Genomic DNA, 20,580 nt, shown 5'->3' on the forward strand with positions numbered 1-20,580 from the left:
GCCTGGGCGTGCGCTGGCGTCGGGGACGCCCGGTTGTTAAACCGGCCCCTACCAGCGCACCTCTACGATAATAAGCTTGCGCATGTCGCAGCCCTGTCGAAACGAAAGTTGCCGGACGCTAGACGAGCAGCGCCGCATGGTCAAGCGGGATTAGAGCCGGCAAGCGAGGCGCCATCGGCGCAGGCAGCCAGCGCCACACCGAGCGCCTCCTCCGGCACGGCTGCGATCCAGCCGTCCATCTGGTGGCGGAACCAGGTCACCTGCCGCTTGGCATAGGCGCGGGTGTCGGCCTTGCCGCGAGCCACCGCCTCCTCCAGCGAAAGCCTGCCGTCGAGATAGGCGATCAGCCCCGGCACGCCATGGGCGCGCATCACCGGCAGCAGCGGATCGAGCCGGCGCTCGCGCAGGGCCGCGACCTCGTCGAGCGCACCCTGCTCCATCATCGCATCGAAGCGGGCATCGATCCGGGCGCGAACCAGCTCCCGCTCCGGCGCGAGGAAGAGCTTGAGCATCGCCTGTCCCGCCAGCGGTCCCGGCCGCCTCGAACCCTGGAACGTCGCCAGCGAGCGTCCGGTCGCCTCGAACACCTCCAGCGCCCGCATCACCCGCAAGCGATCGCTTGGCCTTAAGCGTGCCGCCATCTCCGGGTCCTTGCCGGCGAGTTCGGCATGTAGCTCGCCGGTTTCGCATTCCTCCACCCGGGCCCGGAACCCGGCGCGAACCTCCTCCGGCACCGGCGGGATATCCGACAGCCCCTCGGTCAGCGCCTTGAAGTAGAGGCCGGTGCCGCCGACCAGCACCGGCAGGGCGCCCTGCCCGGCCAGCTCCTGCAGCAGCGCCGAGACCTCCGCCGCATAGGCAGCGGCGGAATGGTTCACCGCGCCGTCGATATGGCCATAGAGCCGGTGCGGTACCTCGCCCATCTCCTCCCGCGTCGGGCGGGCGGTGATCACCTGGAGATCGCGATAGACCTGCATCGAGTCCGTATTGACCACGACGCCGCCGAAACGGCGCGCCAGCGCGACGGCAAGCGCCGACTTGCCGCTCGCGGTCGGACCTGCGATGAGCACCGCGCTGTATCTCACCTGCTGTCCGGCTCCCTCATGACCCTCGTCGCTACCTTCGTCTCCGCCCATGGTCAGGCCCTGCTCGACGACGGCCTGCTCGCCCGCCTGCGCGCCGCCGCGCCGGCGCCGGCACGGACCGAGCGCCTCGATGGCGAGATCGCGGCCGACCTCTTCGCGGAAGCCGGCGATGCGCGCAAGCTCGAAGCGACATTGCGCGAGGCGCTGGCTGGCGCTCCAGTCGACATTATCGTCCAGCCCGCCGCCACCCGCCGCAAGCGCCTGTTCCTCGCCGACATGGATTCGACCATGATCGGCCAGGAGTGCATCGACGAGCTCGCCGCTTATGTCGGCCTGAAGGAGAAGGTCTCCGACATCACCGAGCGGGCCATGCGCGGCGAGCTCGAATTCGAGCCGGCGCTGCGCGAGCGCGTCGGTCTGCTGAAGGGCATCGCGCTCGGCGTCGTCGACGAGATCATCGCCAGGAACATCACGCTGACGCCCGGCGGCAGCGCGCTGGTGCGCACCATGCGCGCCCATGGCGGCTACACCGCACTTGTCTCCGGAGGCTTCACCGTCTTCACCGGCCCGATCAGCGCGACGATCGGCTTCGACGAGCACCGCTCCAACATCCTGCTCAGCGAGGGCGCTTTGCTCTCAGGGATGGTCGCCGAGCCGATCCTCGGCAAGCAGGCCAAGCTCGACGCCCTGATCGAACTGCGCGCCCGCTTCGGGCTGCCGGACGAGGCGACGCTCGCCGTCGGCGACGGCGCCAATGATCTCGCCATGCTGGGCGAGGCCGGGCTCGGTGTCGCCTATCGCGCCAAGCCGGCGGTCGCAGCCGCAGCCGATGCCAGGCTCGACCATGCCGACCTCACCGCCTTGCTCTACGCCCAGGGCTATCGCGGGGAGGAGATCGTCAGGGACTGAGCCTCAATCGACGATGAACAGCCGCGCGCCCTGCGGCGAGCGCGAGCGGTGCGGCTCTGCATTGTCGGCGACCTGATAGCTCATGCCGGCACGCAGCAGCATGACCCGCCCGTCCTTCAGCGTCGTCTCGAGCTCGCCCTCCAGGCAGAGCAGGATATGTCCCTTCTCGCACCAATGGTCCGAGACATAGCCCGGCGAATATTCGACCATCCTGACGCGGATGGGATTGTCCGCCGGCCCGAAGCGCCTCGTGCGCCAGGTCGCCTGACCCTCTTCGCCGGGGAAATGCTCCGGCTCGACCGAAGACCAGTCGGTCGTGCCGAAGGGAATCTCGCTCATGCGCATGGAAAGCAGCTCCGCCGGTCGTCAGGATCTGCGCGCGATGCTGCCACGGCTGCCGTCCGCGAACCAACGCGCGGAACTGATCGCACTCATTCGGCGCCCTGATGCAGGTGCCGAAACAGCTGGCGCTATGAGGTCCAGCCCGGATCTCGCGGGAGCTTGAACGAGCGGGGATCCACTGGACCGGGCCCAGCCCATTCCTGGATCTTCGGATCGCCGTGCTTCCAGCCATAGATCTTGAGGCCACCACCCGGGGCAGCCGGTGAGAATGGCAGGAAGAATACGCGGCAGGCCGGTTGCGGCGTGCACTGATCCGCCCCGCTTTGCGGCTTCGTAGCATCTGCCTCCGGGGGGAGCACCATGCGGGGCGGCGGCGCTGGCAGCTTGGCCTCCCCCTCCTGAGCCCGCCCGGCTGAAGCCGGCAGGACGCTCAGCAGAACGATCAGGATGGCAGGTCTCATGGGGTGCCCTCCTCTCTCGGCTGCGATGCCGGGATCGCGATCGAGATTGCGCGGAAGCCGAATACGACCGGCCGACTGAAGACCTGGTCGAGCTGAGCGCTGTCGCTGCTGGTGCGACCATACGCGACGGATGGTGCAGCGGTCTCTCCGGCTGGCCGCTCGGCGGCCTGGCCGAGTGCCACGGCCTGCGCCACGTCGCGCCCGCGCTTCTGCTTGATCTCGCGTGTCATGAACACCTGATTGATCAGGCGCAGCTGCAGCTTCACCTGATAGGCGCCTTCTCGCGTGACGAGCACGACGTCGCCGAGGGAGTATGCCATCACGCGTCGGATGAATTCGTCACGGCAATAGAGCCTGGTCGCCTCGGCGCCGCACCACTCGCTCAACCTGCCGCCGGCGACGGGTGCCGAAACGCCGTAGGTCTCGGCCACGGGAATCCGCAACTCCTCGATGTCGGACTGGCTCTCGCCGAAACCCAGCGCCGTCCAGAAGGCAGCAGCCTGACCGCCTCCCCTCAGGCTGCGTGTGATGGTGACGCCAGGAAAGGCCGCAAGCGAAAGCCGCAGCCGGCCGTCGCCATTCCCCGCCTCCTCGAGCTCCGACTGTCCCCTCGCCGGCTGTCCGGGTTTGGCCTCGGCCGTGGCGGCGAACACCGGCCGTCCTGCCGCTTCCCCGGCAATATCGGAGCGCAGATTGATATGACCGATGCGAACGCCCCGCCCGAGCAGCGGCCTGTCCTCCGCTCCGGCCACGACAGCCCAGACGTCGCCGACCCGGATGTCCTCGGCCGGCGGGAAAACCGGCGAGATGCCGAGTCTGGCGATGCTGGCGTTCCAGACTTCGGCGAGCTCGGTCTCGTCGAGGTCGAGGCTGCGCTGGCTCAGGACCCGGAAGGCTACGACGAGCAGAAACGCCAGGGCGAGGACCAGAAAAGCCTGGCGATAGCGACTGACGGCGCCGCCTCGCAGCCAGGAAAACAGGCTTGCGAGCGCAGCCTTCAGCCGGTCAAGCCATCCCCGCCAATCGATCCCGAGCGGCATTGAGCGCAATCCCGTACGGCGGGATGACCCAAGACAAGGCACCGGCAGGGCCCACCTGACCTACCGTCAGCGCCGTCGACTGAACCACCAAGCTGCGGTGATTGCAACTGCGCCGTGCAAGCAAAAAAGGCGCCCCTTGCGGAGCGCCTTTCGGTATGTCGACGAAGCCTGCGCGACGTCAGCTCATCGTCACCGCGACGAAGCGGACCTCGCCCTGGCCATTCGAGACCAGCAGCAGGGCTGACTTCTTGCCCTCCTTCTTCAGGGCGTCGAGCCGCTTGGTGACGTCCTCCGGCGAGTTCACCGGCTCCTGGCCGACCTCGACCACGAGCTCGCCGACCAGAATGCGCTTGTCGGCGGCGTTCGAGTTGGCGTCGACCTTGGTGATGACGACGCCCTTGAGCCCGTCCTTGATCGAGTAGCGCTTGCGCAGCTCCTCGTTCTGGGCCGAGAATTCGAGGCCGAGCGCCGAGGCGGTCGCCGGCTTGGCGGCCTCGCCCGAGGGCTTGCTGGCCGAAGCCTGCTGGACCTTCTCGCCATCCTCGAGGCGGGCGAGCTTGACCGTCTTGGTCAGCTCCTTGCCCTTGCGCATCACCTGGATCGGGACATCCTTGCCGACCGGCGTAGCGGCGACGATGCGCGGCAGCTCGCGCGAATCCTTCACGTCCTTGCCGTCGAACTTGACGATCACGTCGCCGATCTCGAGACCGGCCGGCTTGGCCGGGCCCTTCTCGTCGATGCCGGCGACGAGCGCGCCGCGCGCGGTGCCGAGGCCGAGCGCCTCGGCGGCTGCATCATCGACGTTCTGGATGCGCACGCCGAGCCAGCCGCGGCGGGTCTCGCCGAACTCCTTGAGCTGATCGACGACGTTGGTCGCCAGCGAGGACGGCACCGCGAAGCCGATGCCGACCGAGCCGCCGGTAGGCGACAGGATCGCCGTGTTGATGCCGATCACCTCGCCGCCCATGTTGAACAGCGGACCGCCGGAATTGCCCTTGTTGATGGCCGCGTCGGTCTGGATATAGGTGTCGTAGGGGCCCTGGTTGATGTCGCGGTTGCGGGCCGAGACGATGCCCGACGAGACCGAGCCGCCGAGGCCGAACGGATTGCCGATCGCCATCACCGGGTCGCCGATCCGCATCTTGTCGGAATCGCCGAACTTGACCGAGGGCAGCGGCTTGTCATGCTTCACCCGCAGCAGAGCGAGGTCGACCTTGGTGTCCTTGCCGACGACCTCGGCTTTCAGGCGCAGGCCGTCGCTGAACACCACGGTGATCTCGTTGGCGTCGCCGATGACGTGGTTGTTGGTCACCACCAGGCCCGACGGATCGATCACGAACCCCGAGCCGGCCGATTGCGAACGGCGCTGCTGCGGCGGCTGGTTCTGGCCCTGCTCGCCGCCGCGGCCGCGACGGTTGAAGAACTCCTCGAACAGGTCGCCAAACGGAGTGTCCGGGCCGAGCTGCGGCAGCTGCGGCAGGTTGCGGCCGCGGGTCTCGCTGGTCGTCACCGCCGCGATGTTGACCACCGCCGGCATCACGCGCTCGGCGAGGTCCGCCAGCGAGATGGTGGCACCATGGGCCTGCGGCACGGCCTGGACGTTGCCCGGCGCCGGCGTCGCCTGGGCGAAGGCAGGCACCGTCGCGAGCGCCATTCCGGCGACAGTCGCGATCCGCGCCAGACGGTAGGCGTGGGAATGTGTGAGTGCCATCGATGTCCTCATGATCATGATGATGTCGCGCCAAGAGATCGACGTTGACGAGGTCGGCCTTGGCGGCATTGCAGCGCAGCCGGAATCCGAACGCAACTTAAGAACCGAAAAATGCGGCGGAAGGGCGACACAAGATTGCGTCATAACGCCGTGATCGCCGCAAGAGGCGCTTCAGCTCCGGACCAGCCAGACCAGGCCGACGCCGACGATCGCCGAGACGATGCCGATCAGGCGCATCCGCTCGACCGGCGTCTCGGAGGCGCTGCGCAGCGCCTCCTTGGCGATCTCTGGGATAGAGGCGAAGAGCAGTCCCTCGATGGCGAAGACCAGGCCGAGCGCCGCGAGGAAATCTGTCATGCGCAGCGCTCGGTCATTGGCATCAGGGCTTGGGAGCTGCCGGCGTCGCCGGAGCGGCGTCGGTGCCGGCGCCCGAGCGGCGGCCGGCGGGGTCGTTGAAGAAGCGGAAGAACGGCGAATCCGGGGACAGCAGCATCCGCGTATCGCCAGCCTTCAGGCTCGCCTCATAGGCTTGCATCGACCGGTAGAAGGCGAAGAACTCCGGATCCTTGCCGAAGCCCTCGGCGAAGATGCGGTTGCGCTCGCCTTCGCCCTGACCGCGGACCTCGTCGGATCTCCGCTGCGCCTCGGCGACGATGATCGTCGCCTCGCGCTCGGCCTTGGCCCGGATCTCCTGCGACTGCTGGCCACCGAGCGCGCGCGCTTCCGCCGCCTCGCGCTGACGTTCGGTCTGCATGCGCTGGAACACCGCCTGCGAGTTGGCCGCCGGCAGGTCGACCCGGCGCAAGCGGACGTCGACCACGGTCATGCCGAAACGGCCCGCCTCGCGGTTCACATCGTCGCGGATGCGGTTCATCAGCCGCGAGCGGTCGGTGCGGACCATTGCGGTGAAGGTCGCCTCGGCCAGAACCGAGCGGACATTACCGTTGACGATCGAGGCCAGCTGCGAATTGGCGCGCGGGATGTTGTTGACCGCCTGGAAGAAGCGCAGCGGATCGGAGATCCGGTAGCGCGTGAAGGCGTCGACCACGAGCCGCTTCTGGTCCGAGGCGATGATTTCCTGCGCCGGCAGGTCGAGGTCGAGGATGCGGTTGTCGAGATAGGTGACCTGCTCGAACGGCGCCGGCAGCTTGAAGTAGAGTCCCGGCTCGGTGACGACGCTGCGCACCGCGCCGAAGCGCAGCACGATCGCCGACTGGGTCTGCTGGACGACGAAGGTCGCGGCGTAGAAGACGATCGCGACGATGGCGATTACGGCGAGAATGCCGATGCGAAGGAAGCCGTTCATCGCGTCGTCCCCTGCTGGCCCTGGCCCTGGTTCTGACCGGCCGGCCGGCGCGGCTGCTGGTGCTGGCCGAGTTCGCCGAGCGGAAGATAGGGCACGACGCCGTTGCCGGAGCCGCTCTGGTCGAGGATCACCTTGTCCATGCCGCCGAGGACACGCTCCATGGTTTCGATGAACAGGCGCTCGCGGGTCACGGCGGGCGCGTTCTTGTATTGCTCATAGACCGAGTTGAAGCGGCTGATCTGGCCGCGCGCCTCGGCGACGGTCTGGTCCTTGAACGCCTCGGCCGACTGGACGAGCTGCGCCGCGCGGCCGCGCGCCTCGGGCACGACCTGGTTGGCATAGGTCTCGGCCTGGTTGCGCAGGCGCTCCTGGTCGGCGCGTGCCGCCTGGACGTCGCGGAAGGCGTCGATGACCTGCTGCGGCGGGTCGACCTTCTGCAGCTGCACCAGCCTGATCTGCACGCCGGCGCGGTAGCTGTTCAGCGTCTCCTGCATCAGCTGGCGGACTTCGGTCTCGATCTGGCCGCGATCGGTGGTCAGTACCGGCTGGATGTTGCGCCGGCCGATGATCTCGCGCACCGCGCTCTCGGCCACCGCCTTCACGGTGCCCGGCGGATCCTGGATATTGAAGACGTAGTTCTCGGGCGCGCCCGGATCGATCTGCCACTGCACGATCACGTCGATGTCGACGATGTTCTCGTCGCCGGTCAGCATCAGGCTCTCTTCGCCGACATCGGTCTGGCGCGAGGTGCGTGCCGATTCGATCGTGCGGAAGCCGACCTCGGTGGTGATCACGTTGGTGACCTGCGGCTTGACCACGCTGCCGATCGGATAAGGCAGGTTGTAGTTCAGGCCCTGCCCGGTCTTGCCGACATATTTGCCGAAAATCAGGTTGAGGCCGACCTCGTTGGGTCGCACCGTGTAGAAGCCGGTGGCGAGCCAGAGCAGCACCAGGCCGAGCCCGACGAGCAGAAGCCCGCGCCCGCCGAGATTGCCGCCCGGCATGAAGTCCTTCAGGCGGTCCTGGCCGCGCCGGATGATTTCCTCGAGATCGGGCGGCGTATTGCCGCCAGATGGGCCACCGCCCCACGGGCCGCCGCCATTGCCGCCGCCGCCGCGCTGGCCCCAGGGGCCACCGCCACCGCCGCTGCCGCCACTCCCGCCGCTCTGGTTACTCCAAGGCATGCCTCAGCCGTTCCTCACTCTTTGCTTCGACCGTGCATAGCTGAACGGTTGAACGCTGTCAGCGCCATCAGGCGCAATGCGCGTTGAATTGGGCATCGGCCACGGATTCGTCAACGACGCAAGCTCCTTTGGTCGTAGACCGTTCGTCGCAGCCGCGACTGTTATACCTCACGGCGGATCCTAGCCATGCCGCAATCGAACATTGAGCACGCACGCTATATGTGGTTAGACCGCCCCCAATCGAGCAACGGCAAAGAATCAAAGTGGTAGTAAAAACAAGCAAAATCGCCAAGAGCAAGGCACGGAAGATTAGACTTCCGTCTGTATCATCGATCGTTGCCCGTAGCTTTCCCGATATGATTATCGGAGATGACAACACATTACCTTGGAAACTGCGAACAGATCTCCAGCATTTCCGCCGCACAACGGACGGGAAAGCCATCATCATGGGAAGAAAAACATTCGAATCTATCGGGAAGCCGCTTCCAAATAGATATAACATTGTCCTATCGCGCACATTGGGAGAAGATCGCCATAACCTTATTTGGGCAAAAGACTATGAATCAGCATTGTATTTTGCGGATTTCTTTTCAATTGCCCGCGGTCATCGTGAGTTTTTTGTCATTGGCGGTGCGCAAATGTATACAATGTTTGACGCCTTTATTAATAAAGTCTACCTTACAGAAGTATTTTCAAGCATGATCAGAGGTGATGCGAAATTTGAGATCGTTTTCGACCCAGAAATTTGGCGTACCATCAAAGAGGAAGAGTTCCCATCCACAAATCACGACCAATATCCATTTCGGATATCGGTCAAGCGAAAGCGCATCGACACGATAAGAGATGAGATGATCGATAAATTTCTTAGGCCAGGCCGTGAGCTACTGGCCCTCAGACATCGAGCGGAAGAAACAAGCGGCATTCAAGCCGACGAGCAATTTGCTGCTTCCGCGGAGCAGTTCGCCCTCGATCTCTAATTAACCGCCAGCGAGCTTGCGCAACGCCTCGCCGTCGAGCCGCTTCACCGTCCATTCGTCCTGCGCCACCGCGCCGATCGAGCGATAGAACACCCGCGAGGGCTCATTCCAGTTCAGCACCCACCAGGCGAAGCGCGACAGCCCCTCGTCGACGCAGCGCTTGGCGAGGCGCACCATCAGCGCCTTGCCGATGCCGCGGCCGCGCTGGTCCGGGCGGACATAAAGGTCCTCGAGCCAGATGCCGTGCCGACCGGTAAAGGTCGAATAGGTATAGAACCAGATCGCGAAGCCGGCCGGCTGCCCATCCCATTCGGCGATGTCGCAGAACACCTTCGGCTCCGGCCCGAACAGGGCGGCGGCCATGTCGGCCTCGCTGGCTTCGACCTCGTGCAGCAGCTTCTCGTATTCGGCGAGCTCGCGCACGAAGCTGAGCACCAGCCCGGCCTCGTCGGACCGGGCGGGACGGATTGAAAGGCTCATAGGACAGTCCCCGCGACAACAATCGCCAAGTTCATGCAGGCGTGCAGCAGAATCGGCAGACCGATTCCACCTGAAACTTCGCGTGCATAGCCCAGAAACAAACCAGCCGGCAGAACCGAGACGACATGCAGCAGGCCGTTCTCGGCATGCAGCAGCCCGAAAGCCAGCGTCACGGCCGCCAGAACCGGCCATGCTGAGAAGCGCTTACGCAAGCGCGTGAACAGCAGACCGCGGAACAAGGCCTCCTCGACGATCGGAGCCAGAACGACCGCATTCAGAAAGCCGAGCCAGCTGCGCTCCGAACTGGACATTGCCTTGAGATCTTCGATCGACCCGAGAAGCCCCGATGCAGCGGCGATCGCCTCGACGGCCAGGACGAGCAGCAACACCGCCACGAAGCGGATGACGATGCGCCGATCCGCCGGCCATGACAGGGCCAAGGCGCGGCCCAGTGACCGGTCGCCCAGGCTCCATGCTGCGAGTACCGCGCCGAGCCCGACACCCAGGAAAAATGCAGTTTCGCGGGCATCGAAGCCGAAAGGGGCGCCAAGGAGCAGCTTGGCCAGGATCGAGGCAGCGGCCACCCCGGCATAGCCGAGCCCGACCGCGAACAGGACCTGGCCGAAAGCCGGAAGGACGACGCGGTCCATCAATCCATGATCGGCGCCTTGATCGCCGGATGGGAGCGACAGTTTGCGCTCACAATGCCTCCAGATCGGTCGGCAGAGCGCGAATCTCGTCGCGCCAGCGCAAGATGCTTACACCACGGGCTGGAGCTTGTGCACATGCGTCGCCGGCGCGTCGGCCGTCCGCCGGCGTGTCGTCGCAAATCCGATGCGCGCTATCTCTCAGCGATTGGGCGTCGTCGCCCGCCAGATCGGATCGGGCTCGATCACGATGCCCTGCTGCGCGTTGCGGCCGGCGATCCGGTCGAGCAGCATGCGCATCGCCATCTCGCCGAGGTCCTGCTTGGCGATCCTGAGCGTCGTCAGCGCCGGCGAGACCAGCGACGCGGCGGGGATGTCGTCGCAACCCACGATGGCGATGTCGTCCGGCACCCTGATCCCGGCCTGCGCCAGCGGCTGCATCAATCCGAGCGCGATCAGGTCGTTGTAGCAGATCATCGCATCGACCTGCGCCGCCTCGGGCAGGAAGCGGGCAGCGATCTCGGCACCACCCTGCAGGTCAGGCGTGCAGGGCAGATCGAAGACCAGCGACAGCCCGTGGCGCGCCAGACCCGCCTCGATCCCCTCGCGCCTTTTGCGTCCACCATGCGAGGCGGCCGGCCCGGCGGCGAAGCCGAAGCGCCGCCGGCCCTGGGCGACGAGCCGTGTCACGACCGCCTCGACGCCGGCGCGATAATCGACCTCGATCGTGCCGGCATGGCGCTTGGCGGCGGCCCGGTTGATCAGCACCACGGCCCGGTGCGGCGCGATCGCGCGCAGGAGGCGTTCCTCGTCGAGGCGGGCGCTGCAGATGATCAGCCCGTCGACGCGCTTGTCGAGCAGCATGCCGAGCACCTCCTCCTCGCGCTCGGGATCCTCGACGACATTGCAGGAGAGCAGCGTATAGCCCGCCGGCCGCGCCGCGAGCTCGGCGCCGCGGATGATCTCGGGGAAGAACGGATTGACGATATCCGGCACCACGATGCCGACCGTGTTCGAGCGGTCGTTCTTCAGGCTCTTGGCGAAGGCGTTCGGGCGATAGTTCAGCGCCCGGGCTGCCTCCAGCACGCGCCGGCGCGTCTCCTCGCCGGCGCCGCCGCGGCCGTTCAGCACGCGCGAGACGGTCATCGGCGAGACGCCGGCCGCTTCGGCGACATCGGTGATGGTGGAGGGCCGCAAGACCGGATTCATGTCCATATCGCCTTATCTCACGATAACGATATCTTTTGCCAGAGGCTTCTTTCATCGCCGAGATCTGCGAGATTGAGCATTTAATCCTTCGATTTTCTGGCTATCCAGCCGCTTGAGCAATGGGAAGCAGCGAGGCTTGACGCCTCGATTGAGATAACGATAACGTAGCTTCCATAGCGCCCGCCATGAGCAGAAGGCGCAGCGGAGGAAACGATGGCAGCTTTCCCTGGGCGCGCCCTGCGTGGCGCCGCACTGTCCCTGCTTCTCACCCTCTCCGGCGGAGCCTACGGCGCCGAGTACAAGGAGGCGCCGGGGCTCTCCGAACTGGTCAAGGGCGGCAAGCTGCCGCCGGTCGCGCAGCGCCTGCCCGACGCGCCGCTGGTGCTCGCACCGGTCGAGAAGGCCGGGAAATATGGCGGCACCTGGCGCCAGGCCCTGATGGGCGGCAGCGACTCCCTGATCGAGCGTTCGGTCGGCTACACCCGCCTCGTCCGCTGGAACCGGGCCTGGACCGCGGTCGAGCCGGATGTCGCCGAGAAGGTCGACGTCAAGCCTGACGGTACCGAATACGTCTTCCATCTGCGCAAGGGCACGCGCTGGTCGGACGGCGCGCCATTCACGGCCGACGACCTCATGTTCTGGTACCAGGACGTGCTGATGAACAAGGAGCTGACGCCGTCGGTGCCGCGCTGGCTGCGCAGCGGCAACGATCCCGTCATCGTCGAGAAGATCGACGACGTCACCGTGAAGTTCCGCTTCACCGGGCCGAACGGCATGCTGCTGGAGAACATGGCGACGACCTTCGGCTCGGACATCCTGGCCGCGGCGCCGGCGCATTACCTCAAGCAGTTCCACAAGAAGTACAATCCGGATGGCATCGACAAGCTCGTCGCCGAGGCCAAGGCGGCGAACTGGTCGGCCCTTTTCCTGAACAAGACCAGCTTCCCCGGCCGCTGGCGCGCCACCGGCCGGCCGGTGCTCGATCCCTGGCAGCTGACCGTGCCCTATGGCGGCACGACGCAGGTCGTGCTCGAGCGCAACCCCTACTATTTCAAGGTCGATCCGGAGGGGCGGCAGCTCCCCTATATCGACCGCGTCACCTTCGACATCATGGGCGACCAGCAGGCGATCGTGCTGAAAGCGATCAATGGCGAGCTCGACATGCAGAACCAGCGCCTCAACGGGCTGGAGACGCGGATCGTGCTGGCGCAGAACCGCGAGCGCAGCGGCTATCGCCTGTTCAAGGCGCAGCCCGCCTGGTCGAACGCGATGTGCATCTCGCTCAACATGACCAGCAAGAACCCGGTGCTGCGCGAGGTCTTCCGCAACCGGGATTTTCGCGTCGCGCTCTCGCTCGCGATCAACCGCGAGGAGCTCAACGAGCTGATCTATGCCGGCCAGTCGCAGCCTTATCAGGCGGCGCCGCGCCCGGGCACCGCGCTCTACGATGCTGAGATGGCGACGCAATACACCAAGTTCGACCCGAAGGGCGCCAACGAGCTGCTCGACAAGGCCGGCTTTTCCAAGCGCGACGGCCAGAAGTTCCGGCTCGGCCCGGACGGCAAGCGCATCTCCTTCGCCGTCGATGCCGCGACCTCGCGCCGCTACCAGATCGACGCGCTCGAGCTGATCAAGAAGTATTGGGCCTCGGTCGGCATCGAGATGCAGGTCAAGACGATCGAGGAATCCTTCGCCTTTGCCCGCATGCTCGCCAATGAGCACGACGCCATGGTCTGGATCGGCGGCGGTGGCTACGACTTCCTCGGCGTCCTCGATCCGAAATGGTACTTCCCCTACGAGAACCAGGCGGCCTTCGCCTCGGCCTGGGGCATCTATTTCCAGAACCCGAACGATCCCAACGCCGAGGAGCCGCCGGAGCCGGCCAAGCGCCAGCAGGCGCTCTATGTCGAGATGCAGAAGACACCAGGCACCGCCGGCCAGTTCGAGGTGATGAAGAAGATCCTCGCGATCACCCGTGAGCAGTTCTACGTGATCGGCACCAATATGGACGCCGACAATTACGGCGTCGTGAAGAACAACATGCGCAACGTGCCCGAGCTGATGCCGGACACCTTCTTCTACATGACGCCCGGCCCGACCAATCCGGAGCAATATTTCTACGAATAGCTCCGGGCTCCCACCCCGCCCGAACTGCATCGGAGGCCTGTGATGCTCCGCTACATGCTGAGACGGCTCGTCTATACGCTGGGAACGCTGGCGGCGGTGTCGGTCGTCGCCTTCCTGGTGATCCAATTGCCGCCAGGCGACTTCCTGACCTCGTTCAGCGCCAAATTCGCCGAGCAGGGCGGCTCGCTCGACAACGACTCGCTGACTGCGCTGAAGCTGCGCTACGGGCTCGATCAGCCCTGGTACGTCCAGTACTGGCTCTGGATCTCCGGCATCCTCTTCCGCGGCGATTTCGGCGAGTCCTTCGAGTGGAACAAGCCGGTCTCCGAGCTGATGTGGGACCGCTTCGGCCTCACCGTCCTGCTCTCCGGCATCACCCTCGTCGTCACCTGGCTCGTCGCCTTGCCGATCGGCATCTACAGCGCGGTCCGGCGCTATTCCTGGCTCGACTATGTCGTGACCTTCCTCGGCTTCCTCGGCCTCGCCATACCGAGCTTCCTGCTGGCCCTGGCGCTGATGTACGTCCTCTCGCGCTATTTCGGCATGAGCGTCAGCGGCCTGTTCTCGCCCGAGTACGTCAACGCGCCCTGGACTCTCGCCAAGGTCGGCGACCTCGCCATGCATCTGTGGCTGCCGGTCTTCGTGCTGGCGACCCATGGCACGGCGGCGCTGATCCGCGTCATGCGCGCCAACCTGATCGACGAGCTCTACAAGCCCTATGTCCAGACTGCCCGCGCCAACGGGCTCGGCGAGGCGGAGCTGTTGTTCAAGTATCCGGTCCGCGTCGCGCTCAACCCCTTCATCTCGACCATCGGCTGGGTGCTGCCGAACCTCGTCTCCGGCGCCATCGTCACCTCGGTGGTGATGAGCCTGCCGACCGCCGGGCCGCTGCTGCTCTCGGCTTTGCTGGCGCAGGACATGTACCTCGCCGGCAGCTTCATCCTGATGCTGAGTGTGCTCACCGTGATCGGCACGCTGATCTCCGACCTCCTGCTCGCGTGGCTCGATCCGCGCGTGCGCTACGCCTGAGGCCGGGATGAGCGATATCGCCACGCCCACCGCTCCCGAGACCGTCGCCCCGGCGGCGCGCCGCTTCGCCGAAGCCGGCCAGTGGGCGCTGATCTTCCGCCGCTTCCGCCGGCACAAGCTGGCCTATGCCAGCCTCTTCGTGGTGCTCGGCATCTATCTCGTCGCGCTGCTGGCCGAGTTCGTCGCGCCCTTCTCGCCCGACAGCTACAACGCCCGCTTCACCTATGGCCCACCGCAGACGCTGAGATTCTTCGGCACCGACGCCGCCGGCGACACCCATGTCATGTATGTCAACGGCTACCGGATGAGCTTCGATCCGGTAGCGCTGAAGCGGACCTTCGTCGTCGACGAGAAATCGGTCCACCCGGTCGTCTTCTTCGCCAAGGGCGAGCCCTACAAGCTCCTGGGGCTGATCCCCTGGGACCGGCACCTGATCGGCCCGGCCGATCCTTCCCAGCCCATGTATCTCTGGGGCGCCGATCGGCTCGGCCGCGACGTGCTCTCGCGCACCATCCACGGCGCCCGCATCTCGATGTCGATCGGCTTGGTCGGCGTCGCGGTCAGCCTGTTCCTCGGCCTGCTGCTCGGCGGCATCTCCGGCTACTATGGCGGCTGGATCGACGAGGTCGTGCAGCGCTGCATCGACTTCCTGAAATCGATCCCGACCATCCCGCTCTGGATGGGGCTCGCCGCCGCAGTGCCGGCCAATCTCGATCCGCTGCTGGTCTATCTCTGGATCACCATCATCCTCTCGCTGATCGGCTGGACCGACCTCGCCCGCGTCGTGCGCGGCCGTTTCCTCTCGCTGCGGACCGAGGATTTCGTGCTGGCGGCGCGGCTCGACGGCTGCTCACGCCAGCGCGTGATCTGGCGGCACATGGTGCCCTCCTTCACCAGCCACATCGTCGCCTCGGTGACGCTGGCGATCCCGAGCATGATCCTGGCCGAGACCGCCCTCTCCTTCCTCGGCATCGGCCTGAAGGAGCCGGTGGTGAGCTGGGGCGTGCTGCTCAAGGACGCGCAGAGCATCCTGGCGCTGACCACGGCACCCTGGCTGCTCGCCCCCGGCGTCGCGGTGGTCATCGCCGTGCTCGCCCTCAACTTCCTCGGCGACGGAATTCGCGATGCGGCCGATCCCTATGCCTGAGCCGACGCCCATGCGCGGAGCGGCGGCGCCCTCACCGCTCGTCGCCGTCAGCGACCTCAAGGTCCAGATCGGCACCGATGACGGCTTGGTGCGCGCGGTCGACGGCGTCACCTTCGACGTGCCGCGCGGGCGCACCCTCTGCATCGTCGGTGAATCCGGCTCGGGCAAGAGTGTCACCGGCCGGGCGCTGATGAACCTCTTGCCGCCGAGCGGGCGCATCGCCGCCGGCAGCATCCTCTATGCCGGCCGCGATGGGCAGGCGATCGACGTCACCAGACTCGATCCGCGCGGCCGCCAGATCCGCTCCCTGCGCGGCAAGGAGATCTCGCTGATCTCGCAGGAGCCGATGGCGGCGCTCTCGCCGGTGCACACCATCGGCCAGCAGCTCGTCCCGGTGATCCGCCGGCATCTCGGCCTGTCGAAGAAAGCGGCGCAGGCCCGCGCCGTCGAGATGCTTGGCCGCGTCGGCATTCCCCGGCCAGCCGAGCGATTGAACAACTACCCGTTCGAATTCTCCGGCGGCATGCGTCAGCGCGTCTGCATCGCGCTCGCTCTGTCCTGCCGGCCGCGCCTGCTGATCGCCGACGAGCCGACCACGGCGCTCGACGTCACCACGCAGGCCAACATCATCGACCTGCTGCAGGAGCTGCAGCGCGAGGACGGGCTCTCGATCCTGTTCATTACCCATGACCTCGGCGTCGTCGCCGAGATCGCCGACGATGTCGCGGTGATGTATCTCGGCAAGATCGTCGAGCGCGGCACGGTCGACGAGATCTTCGCCGATCCGCGCCATCCCTATACTCGCGCGCTGCTGAAATCGGTGCCGCGCCTCGGCTCCGGCCGTGGATCGAGGCTCGCCGCCATTCGCGGCATGGTGCCCTCGCCGTTCGAACGGCCAAAGGGCTGCGATTTCCATCCGCGCTGCGACGCCGCGATCAAGGGTGTCTGCGACACCATCGATCCCGGCACGATCACGATCGGCCTGCGCCGCGACGTGCGCTGCGTTCTCGCGCGCGAACCTGCCGCTCTCGGAGGTGCCGCCCATGGCTGAGACCCCAGCGCTGCCCCCCGAAATCCTGCTCGACGTGCGCGGGCTGACCAAGCTGTTCCCACCGCGGCGCAGCCTGTTCCAGCGCAAGGCCTCAAATCCGGTGCGCGCGGTCGAGGACGTCTCTTTCGCGATCAGGCAGGGCGAGACGCTCGGGCTCGTCGGCGAATCCGGCTGCGGCAAGTCGACGGTGACGCGCCTGTTGCTCGGCATCCACCAGCCGACTGCCGGTACGATGCGCTATCGCCGCAAGGATGGCGGCAGCGTCGATCTCGACACGCTCTCGGAAGATGAGCGGCCCGCCTACTGCACCGATCTGCGCATCGTCTTCCAGGACCCGCAATCCTCGCTCAATCCGCGCCTCCAGGTCCGCGACATCGTCGGCGAGGTGCTGAAGGTCAACCGGCTGGTGCCCCCGGCAGAGATCGAGGCCAAGGTCCGCGATCTCCTCGCCAAGGTGGGCCTGCGGCCCGAATATGCCCGGCGCTATCCGCACGCCTTCTCCGGCGGCGAGCGCCAGCGCGTCGGCATCGCCCGGGCGCTCGCGACCCATCCACGCCTCGTCGTGCTCGACGAGGCGGTCTCGGCCCTCGATGTCAGCGTCCGAGCGCAGACGCTCAATCTGCTGCGCGACCTGCAGGAGGAGTTCGGGCTGACCTATCTCTTCGTCAGCCATGATCTCAGCGTGATCGAGTACATCTGCGACCGCGTCGTCGTGATGTATGTCGGCCAGGTCGTCGAGATCGCGACCTCCGAGGCGCTCTTCGCCCGGCCGTTGCACCCTTATACCGAGGCGCTGCTCTCGGCCCTGCCGATCCCCGATCCCGCCCAGCGCCGGCAGAACCGCCGTATCCGCCTGCCCGGCGAAGTCGCCGATCCCGCCAACCGCCCCGCCGGCTGCGCCTTCCACCCGCGCTGCCGTTTCGCCAGCGAAACCTGCCGCACCACGCCGCCGCCCCTGCGCGATCTCGGCGGCCGCAGCGTCGCCTGCCACCACGCCGAGGCGCTCGACCTCAAGGGCGTCGAGGCCATCCAGACCGGACACGCCAATGCCTAAGCACATCCGCGCCCGCGACAATGCCAACCGCGCCATCGTCCATGACGATCCCGGCCTGCCGCATGTCCATTTCAACCTGCTGCGCCTGCAGCCGGGCGAGAGCCTGGAGCAGGCCCTGCCGGGGCATGAGAGCGTCCTCGTCGTGCTCTCCGGCACGGTCGACATCATCGTCGACGGCGAGCGCTTCGCCGCGGTCGGCAAGCGGGCCGACATCTGGTCGGGCGAGGCGGATTCGGTCTACGCGCCGCCGGGCGCCACGGTCCGGCTGGAGAATGCGACCGGCCCCACCGAGATCGCCGTCGCCGGCGGGCTCTGCGACGAAGCGGGGCTGAAGCCCTTCCGGATCGCGCCGGAGGAGGTCGCGATGGTCGATGTCGGCTCGCCCGATACCCATAGCCGCCGGCGCATCTTCCATATCCTCGGCCAGAACGGCCAAGGGCGCGCCGGCAACCTCCTGGTCAGCGAGCTCTATGCCGATCCCGGCTGCTGGTCCGGCTATCCGCCGCACAAGCACGATACCGACCGCGCCGGCGAAACCGCCCATGACGAGCTCTACCATTACCGCTACCAGCCCGGCAGCGGCTTCGGCGCCCAGATCGTCTATGCCGACGGCAAGTCCGACTGCTTCATGGTGCAGCACGGCGACACCGTTCTAGTCGATGCTGGCTACCACCCGACCGTCACCTCGCCCGGCCACCGCTGCTACATCTTCACCATCCTGGTCGGGAAGACGCAGCGCGGGCTCATCCAGCATTTCGACGAGCGCCACGCCCATCTGATGGCGGCGATCCCCGGCATCCAGTCGATGCGCGACAAGTTCAAATAGCCAGAAACTTAGCCGGCCTGCTTTCAGCGAAGGACCCGTCATGTCCGACACCACCCGCGTCCGCATCGACCTTTCCGCGCTGACCACGCCCTTCCGGCGCTTCTGGCGCAGCACCGGCTTCTCGCCGGCCGAACTCCTGCTGGAGCCGGAGATGCGGCAGACGCTCGCTTTTGTCGGCGGCGTGCCCAATCGCGGCATCGAGTACATGCGCGTGCACTACATGCTCGACCTCGTCACCGCCTCCGGCTTCGGTAAATACGACTGGTCGCGGCTCGATGCGGCGATCGACGTGATGCTGGAGCACCGCATCCGGCCCTTCTTCGAGCTGATGGGCAATCCCTCCTATATCTACAGCGACTTCAACGATGTCGGCCAAGCGCATCACTGGCGCGACTTCATGAGCGAGATGGCGCAACGCTACCAGGCCCGCTATGGCGCCGAGGAACTGCGAGCCTGGTACTTCGAGACCTGGAACGAGCCCGACATCTGGTGGAAGCTCGGCGGCGAGACCGGCTTCAACAATTACTATGACGCCTGCTCGGAGGCGCTGAAGGCGGTCGATCCCCAGCTCAAGCTCGGCGGCCCCGGCGTCGCCCGGCGCATCCCGCCGATCTTCAAGAGCTTCCTCGCCCATTGCGATACCGGCACCAACCTGTTCACCGGCGAGACTGGCGTGCGGCTCGATTTCATCTCGGTGCATGAGAAGGGTGCCAGGAAGCACGCCGAGGACCTGACCCCGAACAGCCTGTCGATCATCCGGCACGAGATGATGGCCGTCGACTATATCCGCGAGCATCATCCACGCTTCGCCAGCCTGCCCTTCGTCAATGATGAATGTGACCCGCAGATCGGCTGGCACCTCTACCATACCTGGCACGGCATGCCCTATTTCGCCGGGCTCGCGGCCAAGATCGTCGACCAGCACCAGCGTCTGATGATCGACGGCGAAGGCGTCGACTACGAGGTCCTCAGCAACGACAACGGCTTCGTCGGCCATTGGGGCCACCGCACGCACCTCACCTACTTCGGCAAGCGCCCGGTGCGCGCCGCCCAGGCCGAGCACAAGACCGACATCGCCGCACTGGAGGCGCGAAGGGCGGAACCAGAGCCGTTCGACCTCGTCAAGAAGCCGGCGCTCAGCGTCATGGAACTGCTCGGCCTGCTGAGCGAGCGCCGTTTCGACCTGAGCGGCCAGGGCCTTGATCCCGATCGCGTCGGCCTCGGCGCCATCGCGACCGCTCTTGGGGGCACCGCGCTGCCTTCCGGCGCCAGCGTCCTGCTCTACAACAGCGTCGACCGCATCTGGCAGTCGGGCGAGAGCACGGTCGCGCTCGACTTCTCCGGACTGCAGCCCGGCGCCTATGCGCTCGCCAGCTTCCGCATCGCCCATGGCAAGGGCGATCCCTTCACGGTCTGGGAGGACCTCGGCGCGCCCGACCTGCCCAATGCGGCCGAGCTCGCAGCGATGCGGCTGGCACAGGAACCGGCCCTGAGCGTCGAGCATCTCCAGATCGGCGGTGCCAAGGCGCAATACGAGCTCAAGCTCGACATGCCGCTGCCCTCGGTGGCGCTGGTCGCGCTGGTCCGGCGCGACGAAGCTGTGCCCGCAGCGCCGTCCGCCCCCCGGATCAGCCGCTTCGGCGGGCTCAACGGCGAGAACCGCGTGCTGTTCTGGGAACCCGCGCCCTATGACGGCATCCAGCTCTTCGACGTGCTCTGGAGTGCTGAGAGGAGCGGCCCGTGGCAGGTTATCAACCCGGTCGGCCTGCTCTCCAGCGTCTATCTCGATACGAACGCCGGAGCCGGCTTCTACCGCGTCCGCGCCCGCGATCTGTTCGGCCGCACCAGTGAAGAAAGCGACATGATATCAACATCTTGATATAAAATCGTATGCCCTGCCGGCATCAGCCCCGGCGCGAGTGCTCAACAGTCGCCGCTTGCATCAACATTCAGATGAGAACCGGAGCAATCAGCTTTCCCGAGCTTGGGTGAGCT

The 20,580-nt window shown here is 66.3% G+C and carries 20 protein-coding genes; 10 read left to right on the forward strand and 10 right to left on the reverse strand.

Annotated elements, in window-relative coordinates; genetic code table 11:
* Positions 1-140: 140 nt before the first annotated feature.
* Entirely contained in the window at positions 141-1,136 is a 996-nt protein-coding gene (gene miaA / locus ACWIGM_RS02380; RefSeq protein ID WP_454024324.1) for a tRNA (adenosine(37)-N6)-dimethylallyltransferase MiaA, read from the reverse strand.
* On the opposite strand from miaA, the gene serB reads away from it, so the two are divergent.
* Complete coding sequence (gene serB / locus ACWIGM_RS02385) at positions 1,104-1,994, forward strand: phosphoserine phosphatase SerB (protein ID WP_454024325.1); 891 nt, start codon at positions 1,104-1,106, stop codon at positions 1,992-1,994. The two genes, miaA and serB, sit on opposite strands and share 33 nt — an antisense overlap.
* A 3-nt stretch (positions 1,995-1,997) precedes the next feature.
* On the opposite strand, the gene ACWIGM_RS02390 is transcribed toward serB, so the two are convergent.
* The 3 genes from ACWIGM_RS02390 to ACWIGM_RS02400 all read right to left on the reverse strand — a co-directional run bounded on the left by ACWIGM_RS02390 (position 1,998) and on the right by ACWIGM_RS02400 (position 5,548).
* On the reverse strand, positions 1,998-2,339 hold the full coding sequence (locus tag ACWIGM_RS02390; protein WP_454024326.1) for a DHCW motif cupin fold protein: 342 nt from the start codon (positions 2,337-2,339) through the stop codon (positions 1,998-2,000).
* Positions 2,340-2,793: 454 nt separating this feature from the next.
* Positions 2,794-3,837: a hypothetical protein gene (locus ACWIGM_RS02395; protein ID WP_454024327.1), complete on the reverse strand. Its 1,044-nt coding sequence runs from the start codon at positions 3,835-3,837 to the stop codon at positions 2,794-2,796.
* A gap of 178 nt (positions 3,838-4,015) precedes the next feature.
* A complete protein-coding gene (locus ACWIGM_RS02400; protein WP_454024328.1) occupies positions 4,016-5,548 on the reverse strand; it encodes a DegQ family serine endoprotease in 1,533 nt (510 codons plus the stop codon).
* Positions 5,549-5,558: 10 nt separating this feature from the next.
* On the opposite strand from ACWIGM_RS02400, the gene ACWIGM_RS02405 reads away from it, so the two are divergent.
* Entirely contained in the window at positions 5,559-5,702 is a 144-nt protein-coding gene (locus ACWIGM_RS02405) for a hypothetical protein (protein WP_454024329.1), read from the forward strand.
* Positions 5,703-5,719: 17 nt separating this feature from the next.
* Here ACWIGM_RS02405 and ACWIGM_RS02410 read toward each other — a convergent pair whose 3' ends face one another.
* Genes ACWIGM_RS02410 through hflK form a run of 3 tightly spaced genes read right to left on the reverse strand, consistent with a single transcriptional unit; the run spans position 5,720 to position 8,038 of the window.
* A complete protein-coding gene (locus ACWIGM_RS02410) occupies positions 5,720-5,905 on the reverse strand; it encodes a DUF2065 domain-containing protein (protein ID WP_137879617.1) in 186 nt (61 codons plus the stop codon).
* Between the two features lie 22 nt (positions 5,906-5,927).
* The gene (gene hflC, locus ACWIGM_RS02415; protein WP_454024330.1) at positions 5,928-6,854 is read right to left on the reverse strand and encodes a protease modulator HflC; all 927 of its coding nucleotides are present in this window, start codon (positions 6,852-6,854) and stop codon (positions 5,928-5,930) included.
* Positions 6,851-8,038, reverse strand: coding sequence for an FtsH protease activity modulator HflK (gene hflK, locus ACWIGM_RS02420; RefSeq protein WP_454024331.1), 1,188 nt, complete (start codon positions 8,036-8,038; stop codon positions 6,851-6,853). The genes hflC and hflK overlap by 4 nt, the downstream gene beginning before the upstream one ends.
* Positions 8,039-8,301: 263 nt before the next feature.
* On the opposite strand from hflK, the gene ACWIGM_RS02425 reads away from it, so the two are divergent.
* Complete coding sequence (locus tag ACWIGM_RS02425; protein ID WP_454024332.1) at positions 8,302-9,015, forward strand: dihydrofolate reductase; 714 nt, start codon at positions 8,302-8,304, stop codon at positions 9,013-9,015.
* On the opposite strand, the gene ACWIGM_RS02430 is transcribed toward ACWIGM_RS02425, so the two are convergent.
* The 3 genes from ACWIGM_RS02430 to ACWIGM_RS02440 form a co-directional block, all read right to left on the reverse strand.
* Positions 9,016-9,495 (reverse strand): GNAT family N-acetyltransferase, encoded by a 480-nt coding sequence (locus ACWIGM_RS02430; RefSeq protein WP_454024333.1) that lies wholly within the window; start codon positions 9,493-9,495, stop codon positions 9,016-9,018. It abuts the gene before it with no gap.
* Entirely contained in the window at positions 9,492-10,145 is a 654-nt protein-coding gene (locus ACWIGM_RS02435; RefSeq protein ID WP_454024334.1) for a CPBP family intramembrane glutamic endopeptidase, read from the reverse strand. Before ACWIGM_RS02435 ends, ACWIGM_RS02430 begins: the two co-directional genes overlap by 4 nt.
* A 198-nt stretch (positions 10,146-10,343) precedes the next feature.
* Positions 10,344-11,351, reverse strand: coding sequence for a LacI family DNA-binding transcriptional regulator (locus tag ACWIGM_RS02440; protein WP_454024335.1), 1,008 nt, complete (start codon positions 11,349-11,351; stop codon positions 10,344-10,346).
* A 213-nt stretch (positions 11,352-11,564) separates the two neighbouring features.
* On the opposite strand from ACWIGM_RS02440, the gene ACWIGM_RS02445 reads away from it, so the two are divergent.
* Genes ACWIGM_RS02445 through ACWIGM_RS02475 form a run of 7 tightly spaced genes read left to right on the forward strand, consistent with a single transcriptional unit; the run spans position 11,565 to position 20,464 of the window.
* Positions 11,565-13,478 carry an ABC transporter substrate-binding protein gene (locus ACWIGM_RS02445; RefSeq protein ID WP_454024336.1) on the forward strand — a complete coding sequence of 638 codons (1,914 nt, stop codon included), beginning with the start codon at positions 11,565-11,567 and terminating at the stop codon, positions 13,476-13,478.
* Positions 13,479-13,520: 42 nt separating this feature from the next.
* The gene (locus ACWIGM_RS02450) at positions 13,521-14,507 is read left to right on the forward strand and encodes an ABC transporter permease (RefSeq protein WP_454024337.1); all 987 of its coding nucleotides are present in this window, start codon (positions 13,521-13,523) and stop codon (positions 14,505-14,507) included.
* 7 nt (positions 14,508-14,514) lie between these two features.
* Positions 14,515-15,654 (forward strand): ABC transporter permease, encoded by a 1,140-nt coding sequence (locus tag ACWIGM_RS02455; RefSeq protein WP_454024338.1) that lies wholly within the window; start codon positions 14,515-14,517, stop codon positions 15,652-15,654.
* A 10-nt stretch (positions 15,655-15,664) separates the two neighbouring features.
* Positions 15,665-16,705 carry an ABC transporter ATP-binding protein gene (locus ACWIGM_RS02460; protein WP_454024339.1) on the forward strand — a complete coding sequence of 347 codons (1,041 nt, stop codon included), beginning with the start codon at positions 15,665-15,667 and terminating at the stop codon, positions 16,703-16,705.
* Positions 16,698-17,759, forward strand: coding sequence for an ABC transporter ATP-binding protein (locus ACWIGM_RS02465; protein ID WP_454024340.1), 1,062 nt, complete (start codon positions 16,698-16,700; stop codon positions 17,757-17,759). The genes ACWIGM_RS02460 and ACWIGM_RS02465 overlap by 8 nt, the downstream gene beginning before the upstream one ends.
* Positions 17,752-18,585 (forward strand): 5-deoxy-glucuronate isomerase, encoded by an 834-nt coding sequence (locus ACWIGM_RS02470; RefSeq protein ID WP_454024341.1) that lies wholly within the window; start codon positions 17,752-17,754, stop codon positions 18,583-18,585. The genes ACWIGM_RS02465 and ACWIGM_RS02470 overlap by 8 nt, the downstream gene beginning before the upstream one ends.
* Positions 18,586-18,625: 40 nt before the next feature.
* Entirely contained in the window at positions 18,626-20,464 is a 1,839-nt protein-coding gene (locus tag ACWIGM_RS02475) for a GH39 family glycosyl hydrolase (protein ID WP_454024342.1), read from the forward strand.
* Positions 20,465-20,580 lie beyond the last annotated feature (116 nt).

It is taken from the genome of Allobosea sp. NPDC055332, from assembly GCF_053645455.1.